General features: G+C 68.1%; 17 protein-coding genes, 1 tRNA gene and 1 pseudogene. 7 read left to right on the plus strand and 12 right to left on the minus strand.

Going from position 1 to position 22876, the window contains the following annotated elements:
- From BLR49_RS12410 to BLR49_RS12435, 6 genes and pseudogenes are all read right to left on the minus strand, one after another.
- Nucleotides 1-245: pseudogene (locus BLR49_RS12410) on the minus strand (IS481-like element ISAar28 family transposase); the annotation flags it as partial.
- Nucleotides 246-546: 301 nt separating this feature from the next.
- Nucleotides 547-1833: a phosphopyruvate hydratase gene (eno, locus tag BLR49_RS12415; RefSeq protein WP_092538092.1), complete on the minus strand. Its 1287-nt coding sequence runs from the start codon at nt 1831-1833 to the stop codon at nt 547-549.
- Nucleotides 1834-2046: 213 nt separating this feature from the next.
- Nucleotides 2047-2604, minus strand: a complete 558-nt coding sequence (locus tag BLR49_RS12420) for a hypothetical protein (RefSeq protein WP_092538094.1) — start codon at nt 2602-2604, stop codon at nt 2047-2049.
- 237 nt (nt 2605-2841) lie between these two features.
- Nucleotides 2842-6594 carry a transcription-repair coupling factor gene (gene mfd, locus BLR49_RS12425; RefSeq protein WP_092538096.1) on the minus strand — a complete coding sequence of 1251 codons (3753 nt, stop codon included), beginning with the start codon at nt 6592-6594 and terminating at the stop codon, nt 2842-2844.
- A gap of 49 nt (nt 6595-6643) precedes the next feature.
- A complete protein-coding gene (locus BLR49_RS12430; RefSeq protein ID WP_092538098.1) occupies nt 6644-8152 on the minus strand; it encodes a lipopolysaccharide biosynthesis protein in 1509 nt (502 codons plus the stop codon).
- On the minus strand, nt 8149-9237 hold the full coding sequence (locus BLR49_RS12435) for a polysaccharide pyruvyl transferase family protein (protein ID WP_092538100.1): 1089 nt from the start codon (nt 9235-9237) through the stop codon (nt 8149-8151). Before BLR49_RS12435 ends, BLR49_RS12430 begins: the two co-directional genes overlap by 4 nt.
- 274 nt (nt 9238-9511) lie before the next feature.
- Between BLR49_RS12435 and BLR49_RS12440 the strand changes: the two genes are divergently transcribed.
- Both BLR49_RS12440 and BLR49_RS12445 read left to right on the plus strand, forming a co-directional pair.
- Complete coding sequence (locus BLR49_RS12440; RefSeq protein ID WP_176765883.1) at nt 9512-10150, plus strand: Wzz/FepE/Etk N-terminal domain-containing protein; 639 nt, start codon at nt 9512-9514, stop codon at nt 10148-10150.
- A 105-nt stretch (nt 10151-10255) separates the two neighbouring features.
- Nucleotides 10256-11437, plus strand: coding sequence for a hypothetical protein (locus BLR49_RS12445; protein WP_143013775.1), 1182 nt, complete (start codon nt 10256-10258; stop codon nt 11435-11437).
- A 76-nt stretch (nt 11438-11513) separates the two neighbouring features.
- Here the strand turns inward: BLR49_RS12445 and BLR49_RS12450 are convergent, their stop codons facing one another.
- Together BLR49_RS12450 and BLR49_RS12455 are read right to left on the minus strand one after the other, a co-directional pair.
- The gene (locus BLR49_RS12450; RefSeq protein ID WP_342706663.1) at nt 11514-14615 is read right to left on the minus strand and encodes a LamG domain-containing protein; all 3102 of its coding nucleotides are present in this window, start codon (nt 14613-14615) and stop codon (nt 11514-11516) included.
- 182 nt (nt 14616-14797) lie between these two features.
- Complete coding sequence (locus BLR49_RS12455) at nt 14798-15421, minus strand: hypothetical protein (protein WP_092538108.1); 624 nt, start codon at nt 15419-15421, stop codon at nt 14798-14800.
- 125 nt (nt 15422-15546) lie between these two features.
- Here BLR49_RS12455 and BLR49_RS12460 point away from each other — a divergent pair, with 125 nt between their 5' ends.
- Both BLR49_RS12460 and BLR49_RS12465 read left to right on the plus strand, forming a co-directional pair.
- Complete coding sequence (locus BLR49_RS12460) at nt 15547-16551, plus strand: glycosyltransferase family 2 protein (protein ID WP_092538110.1); 1005 nt, start codon at nt 15547-15549, stop codon at nt 16549-16551.
- The gene (locus tag BLR49_RS12465; RefSeq protein ID WP_092538112.1) at nt 16548-17270 is read left to right on the plus strand and encodes a polysaccharide deacetylase family protein; all 723 of its coding nucleotides are present in this window, start codon (nt 16548-16550) and stop codon (nt 17268-17270) included. The genes BLR49_RS12460 and BLR49_RS12465 overlap by 4 nt, the downstream gene beginning before the upstream one ends.
- A gap of 57 nt (nt 17271-17327) precedes the next feature.
- Here BLR49_RS12465 and BLR49_RS12470 read toward each other — a convergent pair whose 3' ends face one another.
- The 3 genes from BLR49_RS12470 to BLR49_RS12480 all read right to left on the minus strand — a co-directional run bounded on the left by BLR49_RS12470 (nt 17328) and on the right by BLR49_RS12480 (nt 19594).
- Complete coding sequence (locus BLR49_RS12470; RefSeq protein ID WP_092538114.1) at nt 17328-18302, minus strand: ribose-phosphate diphosphokinase; 975 nt, start codon at nt 18300-18302, stop codon at nt 17328-17330.
- Between the two features lie 64 nt (nt 18303-18366).
- Nucleotides 18367-19371 carry a bifunctional UDP-N-acetylglucosamine diphosphorylase/glucosamine-1-phosphate N-acetyltransferase GlmU gene (locus tag BLR49_RS12475; RefSeq protein WP_092538116.1) on the minus strand — a complete coding sequence of 335 codons (1005 nt, stop codon included), beginning with the start codon at nt 19369-19371 and terminating at the stop codon, nt 18367-18369.
- A 151-nt stretch (nt 19372-19522) separates the two neighbouring features.
- Nucleotides 19523-19594, minus strand: a tRNA-Gln gene (locus BLR49_RS12480).
- A gap of 212 nt (nt 19595-19806) precedes the next feature.
- On the opposite strand from BLR49_RS12480, the gene BLR49_RS12485 reads away from it, so the two are divergent.
- The 3 genes from BLR49_RS12485 to BLR49_RS12495 all read left to right on the plus strand — a co-directional run bounded on the left by BLR49_RS12485 (nt 19807) and on the right by BLR49_RS12495 (nt 22119).
- A complete protein-coding gene (locus BLR49_RS12485; protein WP_176765884.1) occupies nt 19807-20772 on the plus strand; it encodes a glycerophosphodiester phosphodiesterase in 966 nt (321 codons plus the stop codon).
- A 164-nt stretch (nt 20773-20936) separates the two neighbouring features.
- Nucleotides 20937-21308 (plus strand): hypothetical protein, encoded by a 372-nt coding sequence (locus tag BLR49_RS12490; protein WP_092538120.1) that lies wholly within the window; start codon nt 20937-20939, stop codon nt 21306-21308.
- Between the two features lie 145 nt (nt 21309-21453).
- A complete protein-coding gene (locus BLR49_RS12495) occupies nt 21454-22119 on the plus strand; it encodes a YveK family protein (protein WP_092538122.1) in 666 nt (221 codons plus the stop codon).
- A 495-nt stretch (nt 22120-22614) separates the two neighbouring features.
- Here BLR49_RS12495 and BLR49_RS13360 read toward each other — a convergent pair.
- Nucleotides 22615-22876, minus strand: a 262-nt coding sequence (locus tag BLR49_RS13360) for a hypothetical protein (RefSeq protein WP_218121366.1), incomplete at its 5' end; no start/stop codon positions are given.

The raw sequence follows: 22876 nt of genomic DNA on the forward strand, positions 1-22876 counted from the left end.
CGCAGCGCCTGGGTGCGCTGATCAGCACTGATAGCCGACGGACTCCTACGCGGCCTGGTGGAGCCAGGCTCAAGAGCCGCGGCCTCGCCCTCGGTACGAGCGCGGGCGCGGATCGCATAGAAGGTCTTACGGGAGATGGACTGCTCGGCGCAGAAGGTGGTCACCGCCCCGCGCGGGGCGTCATCCGGCCACCGGACGATCGCCAGACGCACACGCGGATCAACACGACGGTTCGTTGAGCTCATGCCCCAATCCGACCCGAAGTGTCACCACCAAACACCCCAGAACTGTCACCGATGTCCTGAGGCAGAACTGTCACCGATGTCCTGAGACATAACACTGTTTGGACCGCCGTTGTGTGCCGCGTGGGCGGTCCAAACCGACGTAAGGGGTCCAGACCGACGTAAGGGGTCCAAATAGCGCAGTCCCGGGGCACACACACGATTGACGCGTGCATGCCCCGGGACGAAAACCGGGAGTAGCTCGCTTCGGCCCAGGCAGCTGGCTTGCGCCGTGCCCGCCCCGAGCCTCCGCTACCGCTTCGGCTCAGGCCTTGAAGCGCGGGAAGGCGCTGGCGCCGGCGTAGACGGCGTCCTCGCCCAGGGCCTCCTCGATGCGCAGCAGCTGGTTGTACTTGTTGATGCGCTCGCCGCGGGCCGGGGCACCGGTCTTGATCTGGCCGGAGTTGGTGGCCACCGCCAGGTCGGCGATGGTGACGTCCTCGGTCTCACCGGAGCGGTGCGAGGTCATCGACTTGTAGCCGGCGCGGTGGGCCATCTCCACGGCCTCGAGGGTCTCGGTCAGCGAGCCGATCTGGTTGACCTTGACCAGCAGGGCGTTGGCGGCACCGAGCTCGATGCCCTTGGCCAGACGCTCGGGGTTGGTGACGAAGAAGTCGTCGCCGACCAGCTGGACGCGGTCGCCGATCTTGTCCGTCAGGGCCTTCCAGTCCTCCCACTCGTCCTCGGACAGCGGGTCCTCAATGGAGACGATCGGGAAGTCGGTGATGAGCTTCTCGTAGTAGGCGACCATGAAGTCGTTGTCGCGGGCCTCACCCTCGAACTGGTAGGTCTTGGTCTCGGGGTCGAAGAACTCGGTGGAGGCGACGTCCATGGCCAGGGCCACGTCCTTGCCGGGCGTGTAGCCGGCCTTCTCGATGGCCTCGACGATCAGCTCGAGCGCCTCGCGGTTGGAGTCGAGGTTCGGGGCGAAGCCGCCCTCGTCGCCCAGGCCGGTGGACAGGCCACGGCCCTTCACCACGGCCTTGAGCGAGTGGTAGACCTCGGCGCCCATGCGCAGCGCCTCACGGAAGGTGGGGGCACCGATCGGGGCGATCATGAACTCCTGGATGTCCACGTTGGAGTCGGCGTGGGAGCCGCCGTTCATGATGTTCATCATGGGCACGGGCAGGACGTGGGCGCCCGGGCCGCCGAGGTACTGGTACAGGTCCAGGCCGGCGGAGTCGGCGGAGGCGGCAGCGGCGGCGAGGGACACGCCGAGGATGGCGTTGGCGCCGAGCTTGCCCTTGTTGGGGGTGCCGTCCAGCTCGATCATGAGGCGGTCGAGGCCGCGCTGGTCGGCGGCGTCGTAGCCGATGATCTCGGGGGCGATGGTGTCGTTGACGTTGGCGACCGCCTTCTCGACGCCCTTGCCGAGGTAACGGCCCTTGTCGCCATCGCGGAGCTCGACAGCCTCGAAGGCACCGGTGGATGCGCCGGAGGGGACGGCGGCGCGGGCGGAAGAGCCGTCCTCCAGGAGGATCTCGACCTCGAGGGTCGGGTTGCCGCGGGAGTCGAGGATCTCGCGCGCGTGAACGTTCTCGATGAGGGCCACTTGATGCTCCTTGCTGAAGTTGTGTTGCCTGGGGACAGGCACATGCGGGGCCAGCCTAGCGGCCCGCGCCGCTCACCACGAGTGCATTGCCCCCGTCAGTTCGAAACTTGTTCACGCCGGGCGAGATCACTCCGGGTGACGACGACGGCGCCCGAGCCCCCGCAGCCTCCGGCAGCCCGGGTGGGAAGCGCGGGATCCGCCTGGCCGTCGTCGTCAGCCCAGCCGCAGCTGAGTGTCGTCCTGCAGCAGCCAGGCCCCACCGCCCTGGTAGCGCGGCGAGATGTCAAGACTCAGGCCGTTCTGCAGCTCCTGGAACCGGGCACTGACCGCGTCCTGGTCCTCCAAGGTATTGATCTGGGTGGCGAGCAGGTAATAGCGGAAGACATCGACGGCGGCAGGCGAGTAATCGACGTCGGGAGCGATCTGCTGCAGGGCGGCCAGCGCGTCCGCGTCCGTGACGGTGATGCCGTAGTCCTCGCCCAGCTGCTCGACCGCCGGCAGCGCCATGAGCGCGTTGAGCACAAAGACGGCGTCCAGTCCCTCGTCGCCCGAGACGGCGGCGTACTCGCCAAGATCCTCGGTGGCGTCCTGCACCTCCTGCTCGGAAATCGTGACCGTGCTGGAGACGCCGTCGGTGTTGGTGTAGTTCACGATCGCGGCCTGCCCCGGGTGGGCGGAGCAGCCGGCGAGGGCGCTGATGCCGAGCAGCAGCGCGGCTCCGGTTCCGAGTATGCGGGTGCGCCGAGTGGGACGGGCGGCGGATCGGGTCACGGTCTGCTCCTTGCGAGGTTGACGTCGATGAGGGCTCCAGGCACAGCGGCCGGAACCGTAGGCGGGCAGCAGACGGACTGTCGCCAGTCCCGGATCGCTGTGCCGGACAGTTCGCCACCATACGCCGTATGCCGCGGCCTCGCCGCAGCCGACCGCCGCTGGCACCGAACTCGGCACGTAACTTCTACCGATCTCGGCACGTGACTTCTACCGATCTCGGCGAGATGGGGGTCGGTCTCAGCGACGGCGGCGGTACTTAGTCGCCTCCGTCTCCCACTCGGCCTCCCCGGCGACGACGGCGCGCAGCAGCACCTCCGCCCAGCGCAGCAGCTCCTCCCCCTCGATGGCGCCGCCTCCCATGCGGGCGGTGCCGGGGGCGGGGACCACGATGGTGCGGGTGGCGGGCTTGAGCACCGTGCCCGGGTACAGGCGGGTGACCTTCATGCGCGCCGAGTCGGGCAGGCTCACTGGCGCGAAGCGGATCGACTTGCCCTGGGCGACGATCTCCCGCACCCCGAGCTCGGCGGCCAGCGACCGCAGCCGCGCCAGGGCGGCCAGGCGCCGCACCGGCTCGGGCACCGGCCCGTAGCGGTCGGTGAGCTCGTCGAGCACGTCCGCCACATCCGCCTGGCTGCGGGCGGCCGCGAACTTGGTGTAGGCCTCCAGGCGCAGCCGCTCGTGAGGCACGTACTCCTCAGGAATGGTGGCGTCCACGGGCAGGTCCACCCGCAGCTCCACGTCCTCCTCCTCGCCCGGGCCTGTGTCGGCCCCGGCGGCGCCCGCGGCCCCCTCCCCCACCTTGAGGGACTTCTTGTAGGCGGCCACCGCCTCGGAGACCATGCGCACGTACAGGTCGAAGCCGACCCCGGCGATGTGCCCGGACTGCTCGCCCCCCAGCAGGTTGCCGGCGCCGCGGATCTCGAGGTCCTTCATGGCCACCTGCATGCCGGCGCCCAGGTCGGTGTTGGTGGCGATGGTGCGCAGCCGCTCCAGCGCCGTCTCCGTCAGAGGCTTGTCCGCCGGGTACAGGAAGTAGGCGTAGGCGCGCTCCCGGCCGCGCCCCACCCGCCCGCGCAGCTGGTGCAGCTGGGACAGGCCCATGCGATCAGCCCGGTCCACGATCAGCGTGTTGGCGTCTGTGACGTCCAGACCGGTCTCCACAATGGTGGTGCACACCAGGACGTCAATCTCCTTGTGCCAGAAGTCGTCGATGACCTTCTCCAGCCGGGACTCGTGCATCTGCCCGTGGGCTGTGGCCACGCGCGCCTCCGGCACCAGGTCGGCGATCCGCGCGGCCACCGACTCGATGTCCTCCACCCGGTTGTGCACGAAGAACACCTGCCCGTCGCGCAGCAGCTCGCGGCGGATGGCGGCGCTGACCTGCTTGGTCTCGTAGGCGCCCACGTAGGTGAGGATGGGGTGGCGGTCCTCGGGCGGGGTGGACAGGGTGGACATCTCCCGCAGGCCGGTGACGGCCATCTCCAGGGTGCGCGGGATGGGGGTGGCGGACATGGACAGCACGTCCACGTCGGTGCGCAGCGCCTTGAGGGTCTCCTTGTGCTCCACCCCGAAGCGCTGCTCCTCGTCGATGACCACCAGCCCCAGGTCCTTGAAGCGCACCTGCCCGGTGAGCAGCCGGTGGGTGCCGATGACGACGTCGATGGTCCCGTCGGCCAGGCCGGCCAGCACCCGCTCGGAGGTGGCCGCGGTCTGGAAGCGGGAGAGCTGGGCGACGTTGACGGGGAATCCCGCGTAGCGCTCGGTGAAGGTCTCGGCGTGCTGGGAGACCAGCAGGGTGGTGGGCACCAGCACCGCCACCTGCTTGCCGTCCTGGACGGCCTTGAAGGCGGCGCGCACGGCGATCTCGGTCTTGCCGTAGCCGACGTCCCCGCAGATCAGCCGGTCCATGGGCTGGGTCTTCTCCATGTCGGCCTTGACGTCGTCGATGGTGGCCAGCTGGTCGGGGGTCTCCGTGTAGGGGAAGGCCTCCTCCAGCTCGGCCTGCCAGGGGGTGTCGGGGCTGAAGGCGTGACCGGTGGTGGCCGAGCGGGCCGCGTACAGGCGCACCAGTTCACCGGCGATCTCACGCACCGCCTTGCGGGCCCGCTGCTTGGTCTTGGCCCAGTCGGCACCACCCATGCGGTTCAGTGCGGGGTTGTCGGAGCCGACGTACTTGGTGACCTGGTCCAGGGCGTCGGTGGGCACCAGCAGCCGGTCTCCGGGCTGGCCGCGCTTGGAGGGGGCGTACTCGATGACGACGTACTCACGGGTGGCCCGCTCCTTGCCCGTGCCCCGCCCGGAGCCGACGTCGCGGCGCAGCAGCTCCACGAACCGGCCGATGCCGTGCTGGGCGTGCACCACCAGGTCGCCGGGGTGCAGGGACAGCGGGTCCACGCTCTTGCGGGTGCGGCGGGCGGGCAGGGCCTTGGCGGTGCGGGCGGCTGCGGGGGCCCGGCCGGTCAGGTCGGACTCGGCCACCAGGGCCAGGCGCAGCCCCTCGGCTACGAAGCCGTGCCCGGCGGAGGCCTGGGTGACGCGCACGACGCCGTCGGGCGCCTGGTAGGACAGGGATTCGGCGTCGTCCAGTCCGGTGACGATGCGCGCGGGCACGCCGCCGTCGGCCAGCAGCTGGGCCATGCGGCGCCCGGGCCCGGGGCCCTCGGTGGCGACGACGACGCTCCAGCCGTCCCGAGTCAGCTCGCCGATGTCCTTCACGGCCGCCTCCAGGCGGCCCCGGTAGCTCTCGGGATCGCGCAGGGGCAGTTCGGGACTGTCCGGGGATGCCTTCAGGGACGTGAAGGACCACCAGCCGCGGTTCGTGGACAGGGCCAGGGCGCGCGCCTCGGCCAGGTGGGCGAAGGCGGCGGCGGACAGGTCGATGGGGGCGGTGCCGCCGGAGGCGGCCGAGGTCCAGGCCGCGGCGAGGAACTCCTCGGTGGTGGCCGCCAGGTCCTCGGCGCGCCTGCGCACCTTCTCGGGCTCGGAGAGGACCACGAGCCGGTCCCCCACCAGGTCCAACAGCGGCACCATGCGTTCGGTCAAGACCGGAGCGAGCGACTCCATGCCCTCCACCGGGATGCCGGCGGCGAGCTTGTCCAGCATGTCGGCGGCGGCGGGAATGACCCCGGTCAGGGCACGGGCGCGCTCGCGCACCGGTTCAGTGAGCAGCACCTCCCGGCAGGCGGTGGCGGTGACGGCACCGAGGTCGGCGATGGTGCGCTGGTCGGTGACGGCGAAGGAGGACACGGACTCGATCTCGTCGCCGAAGAAGTCCACACGCACCGGCCGCGGCTGGGTGGGCGGGAAGACGTCGAGAATGCCGCCGCGGACGGCGAACTCGCCGCGAGCGGTGACCATGTCCACCCGGGTGTAGGCGGCCTCGGCCAGGCGGGCGGCGAGTTGCTCCAGGTCGGCGCGGGCCCCGGCGGTCAGGTGGATCGGTTCCAGCTCCCCCAGGCCCCCAACCACTGGGGCGAGCAGGGCGCGCACGGGGACGATGAGCACGCGGATGGGTCCGCGCCACGGGTCGGGCGCGGCGTCGGGGCCGTCCGGGTCGCCGTCCTCGGGGTGGGCCAGGCGGCGCAGCACGGCCAGCCTCGTGGCGACGGTGTCGGCGCGCGGGGAGAGCCGCTCGTGCGGGAGGGTCTCCCAGGCGGGGAAGACGGCCACGTCGGGGTCCGGCAGGTAGCAGCGCAGGGCGGCGGCGAGCTCATCGGCCTCCCGCCCGGTGGCGGTTACCACCAGCAGGCGCGTGTCGGCGTCGGGAGCTCCGGTCCCGGGGCGCGGGAGGCGACCCGAGGCGTCCGGGCCGGCCCCGGTGACCCGGGCGACACCGATCTCGCCCAGGGCCATGGCAGCCAGCACTGCGGGCCGGGCGCCGGGGGTGACGACGACGCTGCGGTCGGTGCGCGAGCGGCTGCCGGCCGCCGTCACCAGGGCGTCGATGGCGGGGTCGGTCAGCAGCGGGGGCAGAAGGGCAGTCAGACGCACGGTGGGGAGTGTACGAGGCCAAGGCACGCGGTGACGCGGCGGTATGCCGTCAGCGCTTAACCATCATCCGCACCATCGTCCCCAGGTCGCGCATGTCGGCACGGACGATGGGCAGCGCCAGCCACAGCAGTGCCATGGCCAGGCTCATACCGACGACGGCGATCAGACAGATAACGATGGCGGGCATGCCTGACGCCAGTTCGCACAACCCCCAAGTCACGGCTGTTGCCAGAGCGGAAACGGCAAGTATTCGCAGTCCGTTCCATACCAGGGGGACCGTATTCAGGCCCGACTGCCTCCCTGACCACAGCAGGGAGATAGGCCAAAGGATCAGCGGGCTGCCCACGTAGGCGTAGGCGACGCCGAGGGCCCCGAACTGCGCCCCGATGATGATGGCGGCCAGGCGAATCACGGCCGAAAACATCGTGTAGTGCAGGTATGCACGCCCGAGTCCGCGCGCGGTGTAAATCCAGCCGCCGACCACCGCGAGGGTGGTCAGCCCCTCCCCGATGGCCACTAGCCGCATGTAGGGGACCACACTGAGCCAGTGATCGCCGAGCACCACGGAGACCACTGCCGGAGCGGCGGCCACCACAATGCCCATGGACAGGAAAACCGGGTATCCCAGTCCGAGTTGCCCCCGGCGCAGGTAGGCCAGGGTGCGCTCGTCGTCGTCCTGAAGCTTGGCGACCACGGAGAGTCCGAGCGTGGTGACCTGGGGGCGGAACTGGTTCAGCGGGGTGCGCAGTGTCTGTACGGCGCGGTTGTACAGCCCCAGGGTGCCGGCGCCGAATAGCCGTCCCATGAGGATCGAGTCGAGGTTGGATGCGAGGTAGAAAACGATCTGTGTTCCCGCCATCTGCACGCCGAAGCCGAGCAGGGCACGCATGGGCTCGCGGCGGTCGTACCAGCGCGGCAGCCAGCCCGCGATGAGCGGCAGGGCGATGAAGGGCACCAGGGCGTTGACAATACGCTGTACCACCAGTGCCCAATAGCTCCAGCCCCAGGCCGCGGTCAGTGCCCCCAGTGCGAGGGCCAGGGCGGCCGCAGCCAGATCAACGGTTAGCAGGCGTCCCACCAGGAGCTTGCGATTGAGGTCCGCGCGGTACTGGTTGACCATCCCGGCCATGAGGAAGGTGGGGGCGATGGCCGCGCACACCCCGGCTACTGCCGGCTCGTGGTAGAAGGCCGCCAGCATTGGGGAAATGGCCAGTCCCGTGCCCGTGAGCGCCGCTCCTGAGATCGAGTTGAGCCACCACAGGTTCGAGCGCTGGCCGTGGCTCAGAGTGCGTCCCTGGATTGCGGCGGTGGACAGGCCGAAGTCCTGGAATATGGTGGCCACCCCGACCACGGCGGTGACCATGCCCACCACGCCGTAGGCGCGGTCGTCGAGCAGGCGCGCCAGCACCACAACGTTACCGAGCTGGAGCAGAATGCGCAGGCCCTGGGTCCATACCGTCTGCCCGGCCGCCTTGGCGGCGCGTCTGCCGAGGCCGCCAGCGCCCTCGAGGCTCGGGCTCGGGGAGTGCTCGGTGCGTTCCGCGTCGGCACCGGTCACAGTAGCTCTCCCAGGGCCCCGGAGAAGCGATCAAGGTCGCGGTCGGCGCGCCTTCGGACTTCGATCACGTCCTCCTGCAAACCGGGGGAGGCGACGGCGGCCAGGGCGCGGTTCACGACGTCGTCGCCATGCAGGTCTACGACGTGGTCCCAGCCGAGTCCAGCCAGCAGCGGCGCGAACTTGCGCGAGTAGGCCAGCGGTATGGCGGGGGTGCCCATGGACAGGGCGTTCAGGCAGGCGTGCATGCGCGAGCCCAGCACCACCCGGGCCGAGCCGACCGCTTCACGCACCCGGCCCAGAGCGTCTGCCCCCTCGGGCACGATGACCTCCACGTCCCCAAGCTCGCGTTGCAGGTCTGCGAGCGGGTAGCGGTCGTTGTCTCCCGCCGAGTCATCGGGACCGACGACGTGCGCCAGCAGGGTGATGGTGCGGCCCTCCGCCTGCAGGCGTCGAGCGACCTCAAGCACGTCGTGGCGGTAGCGGGCGGCGTCTACGTGGGGGTTGCCGTCCCACAGCAGACCGGAGACGTTGAGAATCACGTCGCGAGTCTTGGGCACCGGTGAGTGATCGATGGCGAAGACCACGTCGGTGGACTCCACGTCCACGGGCCGTCCCAGCTGCGCCGCGCAGGCGGCCGAGCTGGCGTCCCGGCTGGCCACCAGCCGCGCATGCTGCAGGGCGCGGCGGGCCAGGCGGGCACCGCGCCTGGTGCTGAACGGGCCGATGGTCTGGGGAGTGAGGACCACAGGCACGCCCATCCGGTGCAGAATCTCGGGGAAGCGGGACATGTTGCGCATCCGGTCCAGCCCATAGATGTCGGCGAAGGAGTCCCCGGAGCGGGTGTCCAGCACCAGGTCGAAGGAGGCGAGCCAGTCGAACAGGCCGTGCGCGCCAGTTACTCGTTCCTTCAACAGCCCTCTACGGCTGGTGAACAGGGACATGGGGGCGTCACCGCGACCAGTGCCCTGGATCTGGATCTCCGCGTCCGGGTACACCTGTGCGGCGACCGCCCGGGTTCCGACGGCGAGAGCCCTGACACCCAGGTTGGGCTGGTCGAGCGAGGCCCAGAGGATCAGGATGCGCATCGGTTCCTTCACAGTCGGTAAAGAGCTAGGGGCCGCAAGCGCAAACCGTTATCGCTGGAGGGCCGGTACCAGGCTACCCCGAAACCCACCCGCCAAGGCGCTGCTGCCACCACTCAAAACCACGGGCAGAGCCATCAGCAAGTGATATTGCACACGCACATCCGGCGATCGCCCCGAACACATGAGGCGACCGGTAACGTCCTGCGTGAATGAACGAACTCATCATGACTGTCGCGCACCAGCACCAAGCCCTGACTCTGCGGAAGGTCTACCCGTGACTCCCGATCGCATCGTTCGGGCCCTGCGCAGACGCTGGCCCGTCGTCGCCGCGCTGTCCCTGTTGGCGGCTGCGCTCGGAGTCCTGAGTGCGGCGGTAACACTCCCCGTCTACCGCTCCACCGTCACCAGCATCCTCGCGGTCTCGTCCTTTGACGGAGTCAGCAACGTCACTAGCGCCGCCAACGTCATCAACACCGTCGCCCCCACCCTCGCCGAGATCAGTACCTCGCGCTCAATGCTCGATTCTGTGGCCGCGGAAACCGGTATCCCTGCCGAGGAGATCGCAGCGCACATCATGGTCTCCAACCCCACCGACACCCTGTTGATCGTCGTACGTGCGACAGGCTCCTCACCGGATCAGGCTGAGGCCATAGCCGCTGCGGCGACCGATGCACTCGCCGAACATGCATCGTCGATGAACGTGACTATTGGATCCACCAACGTACATTTGTCGCTGTCGGAGGTTGACGCGTCGCCCACCGCCCAACTCATCGGCCCCTCCAAGTCACGTAATGGAGCTATCGGGTTAATCGTGGGCGGATGGTTGGGACTGGCGGCAACGCTCGCCCTGGAGACAGGCCAGCGGACGATGCGCGCAAACCCGTCACCACAACCGCGCCCCAACCGGCCGTAGTCCGGTCTACGCTGCTGTCCTCATGACAGCGATCCGCCCGCCGCGCTACCGGCGCTCAACGACTTCCGCAAGATGCAAGCCGCTCTGAATCCCACCTGGAGGAAGGTGCTCGCAGCCGCCGTGGTGGCCGCCGTGTCCTGGCGAACGAGCCTGGTGTTCGGCATCAACCCGGGCGACGTCGTCGCGATAGCGCTTCTGCCACTGACCTGGAGGGCATCACGGCATTCGCGGGTGATCGGCCCACTAATGCTGTGCTCGCTGACGGCGATTGCGGCTGGCCTGGCATTGGCGCTCGCAGCCGCCGGGGAGTTCGTCATCGTACCGAGCGGCGCAGTGTCCGCGATCCTGGCAGCGGCTGCTATCCCGGCCGGTGCAACCGCGGTCATTTGGGCCGCCCAGGAGCTGGGCGTGGATCTTGCCGCCGTCTGCTTCACAATCGGACTGCTCATCGACGCCTCAATCCGCGCAGTCTCACTCGACAATCCCTGGAAGTTCGCCTTTGGCCTGCCCACCAGTGTGCTGCTGCTGGCTTTGGCGCACAGGCGGAGTCGCACAAGCGAACTGCTCGCCGCAACGGTTCTAGCGACGGTTTATTTGCTCAGCGACGCCAGATCCGCGGTCGGTTTCCTCCTAATCACCGCCGCGATCCTGGCGTGGCAGGCGGCCGCATCGCGGGCCCAGGTGCGTTTGTCGCGGAGAGCCGCTGTCGGGACACAGGTCTCTCTCATCGCCATGCTGGGAGTGTGTGCCGTAGCGGCGGTACTGGCAGCATCATCAGCCGGCTACCTCGGCGAAGCAGCCCAGACGCGCACCGCAGCCCAGTCCGCATCTTCAAACATTCTCACTGCTGCACGCCCGGAGATGGGCGCCACACTGGCCCTGTTCCAGCACCGCCCTTGGGGTTATGGCGCCGGAGTAGCACCTCGCTACAGCGATATTCGGGTGGCGATGGATGGCATGCACGCCCTCGGATACGACCCAGACAACAATTATGTCCTGCATTACATGATGGGCGGAGGTCATTTCGAACTGCACTCCGGATTGGGCGACATGTGGGCCGTGTTTTCGCTTCCCGGACTCGCACTCGGACTGCTCGTCATCGCGTGCTCTTTGCTGGCTTTGGTGCGCACGTTGACCATACTGCGCTCCCGGGGATGGGTGATTTTCATCGCTGTCGTCGTCGTTTGGAACTGTCTGTTAGGGCCGTTCAGCACCATCGTTCCTTATATGGAGCTGGCCATTGCCACGGCAGTCTGTCTATCACCTGTGGCTGCGCGAACAGCGTAGGACCCCGCACCCGGTCCGCATATGATTCTGCGGTCTCTGGGTACGGGGCCCTATGCATGAACCCCCACCGTGCAGGCTATGCGAGCCTCTTGACCACAAGGTTGTCCACCCGCAGCGTGAGCTCGGACGAATCGGCTTCTCCGGACGTATATGTGACAAGACCCACCGAACCGGCCCCTGAGAGCAGCGCATCAGCATCCGTCACCTCGACACCCCATTCCTGCGGCTCCTCAATCTCGCCGATCCACGCCTTCGCCTGAAGCTTCGTCGACTCTGCACCATCGACTACGAACCTGACGTGCAGAACTTGGCCGGCACTGTAGGTTGTACTTAGCCTGGAAGTGCCGAGCGTCGTCTCTGTTCCACCGACCTTCTTCGAGACCGTCATCTGCACCGTCCCATTGACAGTCGTGTGGAATCCGACCTGGTAGAGCCCCAAGGAATTGGCACGTCCAACATAGCTGACATAGACACCACGTCCGCTAGGCATCTGGTCGAGAACGAAGTCGACGGTGGTGTCGGTGGAGGTCGACTCAACGACCGGCGATGACACCGAGTTAGCCGTACCCGCACCGGTCATCGTCATCAGGCCGGCCGATCCGTCCACCGACATACGGCCCACACCGTAGTTGGCAGTCCAGACGGCCCCGGAATCCGTGGTGCCCCAGCCCCTGCCGGTCTCACGCGTGAACGAGTCGGAGATGAGCACGCCGTCCGCCAATTCGGCCGCTGCGCCCTGCCCGGCAGGGTCGGGATCGGCCTGGTCGGCAGGATCCAGTTTCGGCAGCTCACCCGTGGTGCCGAGGGTGTGGTGGGCGGCCACCTGCTGGGCGCTCAATGCCTTCCCGTAAACGGCGACCTCATCGATCGACCCGGCCAAGTAACCGCTCGAGCCCGCATTGGGCAGCCCCGAGTTGGTGTCACCGCCAATACGCCAGTACCCGGTGTAGGACTGGCCCGAGGTCATCGCAGCATCCGATGCCACAGCCTCGCCGTCCAGATAAAGTACGGAGCCAGTCGTTGGATCAGTGGTGGCGACGACGTGGTGCCAGGCATTGTCGTTGTATCCCGCCGCGGAGGAGATCACCTTGGCGGAGCCCGGGTAGAGCATGTAGTTGATCATGCCGTTGTTGCTCATGTAAAGCATGCGATCCTTGTTCCCGCCCTCACTGTCGCTGCGGGAGGAGAATCCGACGATCTCGCCGCCACTGGTACTGCTGGTGCGGAACCAGGCCTCGACGGTGAAGGTCGTCGGCGCCCCGGAGGCGGAGGTCTGCGCGGCCCAGGACGAGCTCTGCCCCCGGTTCCGGTTCCACCAGTTCCACCAGTTCCCGTTGCCGCTGCCGGGCGAGAAGGTGACCGCCGCTCCCTGGTTGAGGAAAGTCTGCGTCCCAGTGGTGTAACCGGATCCACGGTAGGTCAGGTTCTTGCCGCCCAAGACATCGGCAGCGGTCTTGGTACCTGAGGCATCGTCAAGCGGCCAGTAGTTGACCGCCCCATCGCCGATCACCTGTTTGCCGTAGTCGGCCACTCCCTGGCCCTCACCGGCGGTGACGGTGACCCAGTCGGAACGGGTCGACGCTCCCCAAGGATCAGTGACCACGACAGCGTACTGGTGGGTTGATCCCGGGTCGACGGTATCGGCCGCGGCCAGCGTGGGGAGCTCCCAGAATCCCGCCGTCACGTCCTGCACAGAGATCGGCTCACCGTCCAGGCTGTCGCGGTAGACGGCGTAGGAGAGTGTCTTGTCATCACGGTCCCAGTTGGCGGAGAAGCTGAGGCTCACCATTCCGGCAGCCGGACTGCTCGCCGACAGCTTGTAACTACCACCCTTGTTCACGGGCCCCTGCTCGTTGGGAGCGAGGTCACGACGTGCAAAGCGGGTCAGACCCTGCTGGGACTCCCCGTTGACGGCGGTGAACTCACCGCCGTAGACGATGTAGTCGTTGTTCCCGTCAACCGTCCATGTGGCCTGTCCGAGCCCGGTGTAGGTACCGGGGGTGAAGTCGGGGTACCAGTTGAGGTTCGTGGTGGCCGGCTGTCCGGCGAAGTTGTAGTAGCCGGAGGCCGTGTTGGTGCCGACGACGCCCGTCGCATGGTTGGCGTAGGCGAGCACGTAGTGGTAGTTCTTGGTGTTGTCGGGGAAGCCGCCGATGTTCGAGCAGTCATGCGCATGATTCGCCGCATAGACGACGTCACCGCTGGGGAACACGCTGTACGAGTCTCCATGGCAGTCAGCGATGTACGCCACGTCTCCGGTCGCCCAGTCCGCGCGGAACACGCCCTCCAGGTTCCCGTGTGAACGGTTCTGGGTGTAGGCGGCGCCGTACAGCCCCTGCTCATCCGCCTTCAGATCCATGATGCCGCCGTAGGTATTGCCGGACTTGACCACGGAGGTGAGGTTGTTCTGGCGCACACTGCCGTCCTGCTCCAGGATGGCCATGCCGTAACCGGGGCTGGTGGAGCCGTTGACCGAGGTGAACGAGCCTCCGATGGCCACTCCGGTGCCGTTCGGCTCAGCGGCGATCGTACGCACGCTGAAGTCGGGGATGTTCGCCTTGAGGTCCAGAAGCTTCTTGGTCGTCAGATCCACGGCGGCGAAGCGCAGGCGCTCCTGGTTGTTCACCTGGGTAAAGGCTCCGCCCACGTACAGCGTCGATCCATCGGCCGACACCTCCACGGCGAACACCTTGGCGTTCGCCGCCGCCGTGAGGGGCTTGCGCTCGGCCGTGACGGGATCTATCGCGGCGACCCTCCACACGGTCTCGCCGTTCACCTGAGAGAAGGCCCCGCCGATGAAGAGGCGGGAGCCGTCGGGCATAGCCGCGATCGACTGAATCGCTCCGTTGGTCTGCGGAGCCCAGTCGAGCAGATCCCCGGTGGTGATGTCATAGGCGAGAGCGTTCGCCCGGGTGACCGTGGAGTCGGAGCCCGCCGGTTGGACAGTGGTGAACTCGCCAACGACGTACACGGTGTTGCCGACGACAACCTGATCGCGTACGACCCCGTTGACGACCTGCGGGGTCGGGAGCGCATCGGCAGAGACGGTGTCCGGCAGGACTTCCGCCGCATCACCCTCCGCGGCCTGAGCCGATGTTGAGGCCATTACCGGCAAGACCACTAGCGAAGATGTGACCAGCAGCGCCAAGGCACGGCGAAGCAGACCGACGTGTTTCACACAACCTCCAGAGTTGGGCGGGGAGAGACGGGCCGGCAAGTCTCGGCATGGCGTCCCGCCGGGTCCCGTCGAAGATGAAGTATGAGCATATGAAACGCCGTACGGAACCATTTCGTAACGCGATCTCGCCCGACTGCTCCCCAACCGATACGTCGAGATATTTTCGACTCCAAACCGTGATTTTAGGAGGTGGGGGCGGCGCCCTGGAACACCGCCGCCCGGCTCTGCGCCCCCAGGTCGACCACGATACTGATTTCTCCACGTAGTTCCTGCGGAACCACGAAGGCCATGTCGATGGTCACGGCCTCGCCGGAGGCCAGCGACGCCGGGATCTGGTCCGAGGCCGAGAGCATCTGTGACGCGGGAACATCCTCCTCACCCGCCGCCACCGTGACCACGAGCCCGGTGAGTGACAGCTCCTCGGCACCGGTGTTCGCCACCGTGACGGGGATGATGATGCCGTCGCCGGAGACCTCGTCGGGAAGCACGGCGTCGAGATGCCGACTGCTCAGCTCGCCGATGGCCACGGTGGCGGAGTCCTCGAGCGCAACCGGCTGCGTCAGCTCAACCGGGTCGAGCCAGTCTGCACTCAGGTCGCCCTCGGCGAGCGCCTGCTCCCGATCATCCGGGGCCGGCGACGGGATTACGGCGCCGGTGGGAACCGCGGCCGGCCTTGCTGTGGACTGCGTCGGCGCGGCGGTGGATGCGGCCGACGCATCCACCGATGTGGTGTCCGTGGAGTTGGAGCAGGCGGCCACCAGCAGGAGGGGCAGAATCAGCGCTCCGGAGTAACGAATCATCTTCACGGGCTAAACAGTATAGGAATGCGGGTGCATGTACCGTGTGAACGTGCGCCCCGTCCCGAGTCGCCCAAGGAGCTGAGTATGTACCTTGCCCGCCTTCTCCCCGCGCCGCACAGGCGCCCCTGGCGATGACGGAATCCAGCGTGCACGCCACGGTCGCGATCCTCACCTTCCACCGCCCCGCACAGGTGCGCGAGACGGTACAGCTGGTCCACGACCAGGTCATCGCCGCTCCGCCTTGGTGCGCGCTCGAGGTGCTGGTTGTCGACAACGATCCGTCCGGCTCGGGCCGTGACGCCGTAGCGGCGCTGGGGCTGCCCGATGTGCGCTGCGTCATCGAGCCGGTGCCGGGCATCTCCGCGGGCCGCAACCGCGCCCTGGACGAGGTATCAGCCTCGGGAGGCGATCTGCTGCTGTTCATCGACGACGACGGCACTCCCGCCCCGGGGTGGCTGGAGCGCATGTTGGAGCGGTGGCGGGAGACGGATGCCGCCGCCGTCGCCGGCTGGGTCGACACCCGTTATCGGACTCGCCCCTCCCCGTGGATCCGTGCCGGGGGATTCTTCGAACGGCGTCGCTTCGCCGACGGCGCTGAGCGCCCGGCGGCCGCCTGTGGAAACCTCTTACTCGATCTGCGCCAGCTCGGCGATCTCCGCTTCAACACGGCCCTGGGGCTGTCCGGCGGGGAGGACACGCTGTTGACTCGCACCCTGGTGGCGCGGGGTGGGCGAATTGTCTTCGCCCGCGATGCAGTCGTCGTCGACCAGGTAGCGACCGATCGCGTTACCCGCCGTTGGGTTCTCGCTCGCCAGCTCAGCCACGGCAATACCGCCGGCCTGCTCGATCTGCACTTCGGCTCCGGTCCGCTGACACGCATGCGGGTACTGGCCGGAGGGGGCGGCAGGGTCGCCGTCGGCCTGGCCCGGGCCGGCTGGGGAGCGGTGACCCGCGATCTGCGCACGGATGCTAGGGGCTGGCGCCTGGCGGCCCGTGGGGCCGGCATGGCATTGGCCGGTCTGGGACTGTCCTGGAATGAGTACGCGCGTACTGTGCGACCGCTGAGCCGACTGGTGCGGGCGCCCCGCTCCTTGGCTCCGGGGTCCTTCAGCCGGGGGGAGGCGTCGGCGCGATGAAGGCGAAGACGCTGCTCCGGCGGCCCGCGGACGCCCTCCTCGGCCCCGCGCTCGGCTCGGTGATGAGCGTGCGCACCCGCACCCCGCAGGTGATTCTGACCTTCGACGACGGCCCCCTGCCGGGCAGCACCGAGCCGCTGGCCGCGGTCCTGGCCGCTCACGACGCCCATGCCACCTTCTTCATGCTGCTGACGCGGGCGCGACGCAGCCCCGGCCTGGTTCAGGAACTTGTGCGGGCCGGCCACGAGATCGCGCTGCACGGCATGGACCACCGCCGGGTAACGACGCTCCGCCGCCGGGAACTCACGCCGTGGCTGCGGGACGCCCGCGCCGAGCTGGAGGATATCGCCGGAGTCCCGGTGCGCTGGTTCCGCCCGCCTCACGGCGCGCAGTCACCGCGCAGCCGCCTGGCGGCTGCCGCAGCAGGGTTGAGCACCGTGTTGTGGTCCGGTACCACCTGGGACTGGAAGGACGTTACCCACCAGGAGCGCGTAGCGCGGGCTATGCGCGATGCGGTCCCCGGGGCGATCCTGCTCGCGCACGACGGCGCTGCCGACGCCTGCGACCTCGCGGATGAGGAGCCTGCAGCGGGCGTTGACAAGGTCGCGCTGCTGACCGAAGTGCTCACGGGCCTGAGGGCGCGTGATCTGCGCGCCGTGGCACTGGGTCCCGCCCTGGCAGCTGGTCGGCCGGTTCGTAGGCTCAGCTTCTCGCGCTGAACACGATCGAGGCCGCAGCGTCTTGCGCCCCGGCCTCGGATGTTGAGCCCGCCGCGTTCAGGACTCGAACAGGCTGGTGACCGAGCCGTCGTCGAACACGGCCTTGATGGCGCGCGCCAGCAGCGGGGCGATCGGCAGCACGGTCAGGGCGTCGAAGCGCTTGCCCATGTTGATGGGGAGGGTGTCGGTGACCACGACCTCGCGGGCCCCGCAGGTGGACAGGCGCTCGACGGCGGGGCCGGAGAGCACCCCGTGGGTGGCGGCCACGATCACGTCCTTGGCGCCGGAGGCCAGCAGCACCTGCACCGCCTTGGCGATGGTGCCACCGGTGTCGATCATGTCATCCACCAGCACGCAGGAGCGGCCCTCCACCTCACCGACCACGCGGTTGGCCACGGATTCGTTGGGGCGAGTGATGTCACGGGTCTTGTGGATGAAGGCGAGCGGTACCCCGCCCATGGCGTTGGCCCAGCGCTCGGCCACGCGGATGCGTCCGGCGTCCGGGGAGACGACCGCGGCATTGGACACGTCGATCCGGCGGCGGATGTAGTCCACCAGCACCGGCTGGGCCCACAGGTGGTCCCAGGGGCCGTCGAAGAAGCCCTGCTCCTGGCTGGAGTGCAGGTCCACGCTCATGATGCGGTCGGCGCCGGCGGTCTTGTACAGGTCGGCCACCAGCCGCCCGGAGATGGGTTCGCGTCCCAGGTGCTTCTTGTCCTGCCGGGCGTAGGGGTAGAAGGGGGCGACCACGGTGATGCGCTTGGCGGAGGCGCGCTTGAGCGCGTCCACCATGATCAGCTGCTCCATCAACCAGTCGTTGACGCGGTCGCCGTGGGACTGCATGACGAATACGTCGCAGCCGCGCACCGACTCGTTGAAGCGGACGTAGGTCTCACCGTTGGCGAAGTCGTAGGCCGTGGAGGACAGCACCTCGGTGCCGAGTTCGGCGGCGACGTCCTGGGCGAGCTGGGGGTGGGCCCGGCCCGAGACGATTACGAGTCGCTTCTCACCCTTGGTGATGATGCCGGTCATGCCGTGGTTCCTCTCTCGTGGCCGGTGCAGTCCGGTTGCTTGGGCTCGGGGCGTTGAGGTGCGCTCAGGCCAGTTCTCCGCCGGCGGCCAGGTCCGCCCCGAGCAGGCTGAAGGGGGCGACGACGGCACCCGCCGGAATATCGGCATCCGTGAGCACGGAATAGGGTCCGACGACGGCGCCCTCACCGATGCGGGTGTTGCCGCGCAGCAGCACACCGGGTTCCAGGCGGACGTCGCGGGCGAGCTCGACGGTGACGTCCACCCAGGTGCCCGCCGGGTCCACGACGCCGACGCCCCGCTCCATCCACGCAGCGAGAATGCGCCGGTTGAGCTCGGCGCCGAGTGCCGCCAGCTGGGCGCGGTCGTTACAGCCCTCGACTAGCCAGTGGTCGGTGACGGCCAGCGCCGAAGTGGCACGGCCCTCGCGGTGAGCGTGCGCGACGACGTCGGTCAGGTAGACCTCGCCCTGGTCGTTGTCGGTTCCCAGGGTGGACAGGGCCCGGCGCAGGTGAGCGGCGTCGAAGACGTACACACCGGCGTTGACCTCGTTGACGGCGAGCTGGGCCGGGGTGGCGTCGCGCTGCTCGACGATTCCGGTTACGGCGCCGTCGGCGTCGCGCAGGATCCGCCCATAGCCGGTGGGGTCCTCCAGCACGGTGGTCAGGACGGTGACGGCGTCGCCGCGTTCGTCGTGCTGGCGCACGAGCGCCTGCAAGGTGTCGGTGTCCAACAGGGGGACGTCGCCGCTGGTGACCACCACCGAGCCGGTCAGGTCCGTCGGCAGGGCAGCCAGACCGCAGGCGACGGCGCGGCCAGTGCCGGGAATCTCGTCCTGATCGGCAGGCAGGGCGTCCGGGGCGAACTCGGCGAGCTGGGCCACCACGGCGTCGCGCTGGTGGCGCACCACGACTACCAGATGCTCCGGCTCAAGCCCGCGGGCGGCGACGACAGCATGCTCCAGCAGGCTGCGTCCGCCGATGCGGTGAAGCACCTTGGGCAGGGATGAACGCATGCGGGTGCCCTTGCCGGCGGCCATCACTATGACGGCGGCGGGGGAGGTGGAAGCCACGGGTCCTCTTCTCAGTGGATCGCAAGGTGGGTCTCAAGGCCGCTGGCGGCCCGGCGGGATCATCCTACGTCGCGCACCACCAGGGCCCAACCCGACTTGCGCGTCCCTCGCATCCCCGGGCTCGTCGCGCTCAACTCGGGTCGGCCTCCCGCTCCGCCCCCAGGATTCGAACCCGGGCCTCAAGGCTCCAAAGGCCTGCGTGCTGCCTCTACACCAGGGCGGAAAAGCGCCGACGGCCGACCATGCGGCCAGGCGCCGGCACAGTTTCTCATACTCTCGCCGCCGGCTCTCCTGCGTCTCGGCCTTGCAACCGATCATTGCACCTCGACAACGAGCTTGCTTGTACTCTTAAGTCACCTGCTAGCGTGCGACTCGCTAACGCCCACGCGATTGCAGAACACATACACGCCGTTCAGGATGCGACAGGAGGACCCGGTGATCGAGGTTCGCCGCCTGTCGCGGGCCGACGCCTGCAGGGGTGACGGAGACCCTCTTAGCATCAATACTCGCCCCGGCCAGCCGCCGATGCCGGCCCTGTCCGGCGACACGGTCACACAACCCGGCAGCGCAGCCGACACCGTGAGGGCGACGGTAGGACTGCAAGCCGCCCGCGAGGAGGAGACAACCGTCAGCATCTTGGTACGCGGCGCCGATGAGCAGACCAGAGCCCGCTCTCAGCGCACCCTCGGCTCCCCCGCGAGCACCGACGTCGAGACGCTGCTGTCACGCACGGACGGATGGATGGTGGCCCACCGCGGCGGCTCGGCGGACTGGCCGGAGATGAGCCTGCGCGCCTACAGCGAGTCCGCCGCTAGAAGCGTCCCCGCGCTGGAGTTCAGCTTCAACCTCACCGCCGACGGCATTCCGGTGGGGGTCCACAACAAGGACCTGCAGGCGGTCGACCCCAGCGCACCCAGCACCCGCGTGTCACAGATGACCTGGGCCGAGGTACGCCGGTACACCACCAAGGGCGAGCCCTTCATTCGTCTGGAGGATCTGCAGGCAGCCTATGGCGACGACCATGTCTTGTTCATCGATCCGAAGCACTCCGCCGCCGCCTACGAGACCTATCTGCCATGGCTGGACCCCGCACGCACGGTCCTGAAGTTCTACGGGGACGCCACCTGGCTGGCCGAAATCTGGCGCACGTCGGGATTTCGCACCTGGGGCTACCTCTACGAGAAGGACATCCTCAACGGCGAGGCCTCAACGTGGGCCCCCTACTGGGACCTGCTCGGAGTGCCGTGGGACATGAGCGAGTCGGCGTGGGACATCGCCTCCCGATACGGGCCGCCGCTCCTCGGGCATATCTGCGACAGCCAGCAGGCACTGAGCACTTGCCTCAGCCACGACGCCGTTGGGGCGATGTGCGCAAAGATCGACGGAGTGGAGGCACCGTAACCATGCCGCACCCCAGCACCTCCACCCAAGGCCCCTCGGCCTCGCGAACGCAACCAGAATTGAGCCGACGCCGCTTCGGCCTGCTCACAGCGGGAGGCATAGGCGTGTCCGTAGGCGCGAGCGTCGTCTGGAGAGTTGACACTCAGTCGAGGCCTTCGAGTCCGATGACACCGGAATCCGCAATCCTGATCGTCGGTCCCGCAGCAGTATTCGACTCCGGGACGGTGCTGCGAGTGGCGACGAACTCGGCCGGCGCCGACCTGCTGACCCGCACCGGCGCCTTCAAAGCGGCCTCCTTGGGTTACACGCCTGGGAAGATCCGACTGCTGTCACTCAGTCGCGGACTCGGCCTACGCCCGTTGAGCGAACAGCCCGCGGTGATCAGCACCACCACGGATGCGTCTCTGAATGCCGCCTTCGCCGTCTTCGACGGGGTCACAGGCAATGGCGATGTTGAGGTGCTCTTCCCCGGGCTGGGCCTGATCGAATCGGTGCCCGTGGTGGCCTCAAATCAGGCACCATTCTCACTCGCCTGAACAGCTGTCGCGATGGGAATCACCGTGGATCCCGCCCACACAGCCCGGATGCACGGTTAACCTGGTGTCCTGACACAACGCCTTGGAGACCCGCCGAGCTCGCGTGGTGGCTCGTGCGGGGATTGGCACGACAAGGGGGGCACCCATGAGCCAAGACGAGGCTGACCGAATCGGCGGCCTGCTGAAGTTGGCGCCACTGTGGCTGGCGCATCTCGTTCTCGGCGTCATCTTCGGAGTCGTATTCGCCACGCTAAGCGGCCCGGTCTATACCTCCACGGCCAGCGCTCTCGTTGCCGCCGACACCAGCGACGGAGGTCGCAGCGTCTCCTCCGCAACGAACATCATCAACACGGTGATGCCCACGATTGTCCAGCTCAGCACATCCGACTCGGTGCTGTCGGAGGTCGCGCAAACCACTGGGATCGACCAGTCCGAGGTGAAGCGCGCGGTCACGGTGACAAGCTCGACCAACAGCCTGATCATTACCGTCTCGGCCACCGCATCGTCCGCCGAGACCGCGCAGGTGATCGCCGAGGCCGAGGTCGCCGCGCTGCGCCGGATGGTATCTGAGTTGTCAATATCTCCCCAGGACGAGACGGGCCTGTCTTTGACGGACGTAGACGCCGCCTCACTTCCCTCTGCGCCGTCCGGCCCCTCAAAGGCACGCTACGGAGCATTCGGCGGCATCATCGGAGCCCTGATCGGCCTTGCAGTCTCGTTCCTACTGCTTCGCGCCCGCGTGAGCAGCGACGACGAGGGCGCTGCCCCGCACACGGACACTCCACCCGCGACACCGGCGACGCCTGAGTAGGCCACCGTTCAGAGTTATCGGCGCGATTGTGGTGCTTAAGATCGGGGTCTTGGCTGCTGTGGTGCGGGAAGGTCGGGGCGATTGTGGTCTGGGGGGTTGAGCCGGGACGGTGCCTGACATCCGCGGGTAGATGTACGGGCCGTGAGAACACGGTCCCCGCGGGCAAGGGCTCCGCCCGATCCGCCAGGCACCTATGAAGGAGTCCGGCCGCCGCCGCAGCTGGATCACGGCGCCGGAGGTGCACCGCCTGCCGGGCCCCGGCCACCGCGCCCCTGGTGCCGGTCCGCCCCGCCCGCTCAGGCGTGCTCCCAGGTGCACACCGACCGTGCATCGGCGCTGAACCGACACGAGTTCGGACCCCCTTGCGTCGGTTTGGACCCCTTGCGCCGGTTCGGACCGTCCACGCCGCATGTGATGTCTCAGGACATCGGTGACAGTTTTGTGTCAGGACATCGGTGACAGTTTTGTGTCAGGACATCGGTGACAGTTGGTGTGTCAGGACATCGGTGACAGTTCTGGGTCTTGTGGGGTGTGGTGGTGGTTGGTGCTGGTTGGTGGGGTTGGGTGTGTGTGGGTGGAGACGTAGCGGGTGCCGGGTGCGGGCCAGGGGTACTGGGCGAGGACCTCGCCGTCGGTGGTGGTGATGATGATTGTGTCGGGGTTCCAGTCGATGATGGCCTGGCTGCCGGCGTGGGCCTTGGAGGCCAGGAACGTGATCGAGGCCAGGTTGACGGTCCCGTTGGCGCCGACGCGTACC

This window comes from Actinomyces ruminicola, from assembly GCF_900103885.1.
GTDB classification, from domain to species: domain Bacteria; phylum Actinomycetota; class Actinomycetes; order Actinomycetales; family Actinomycetaceae; genus Actinomyces; species Actinomyces ruminicola.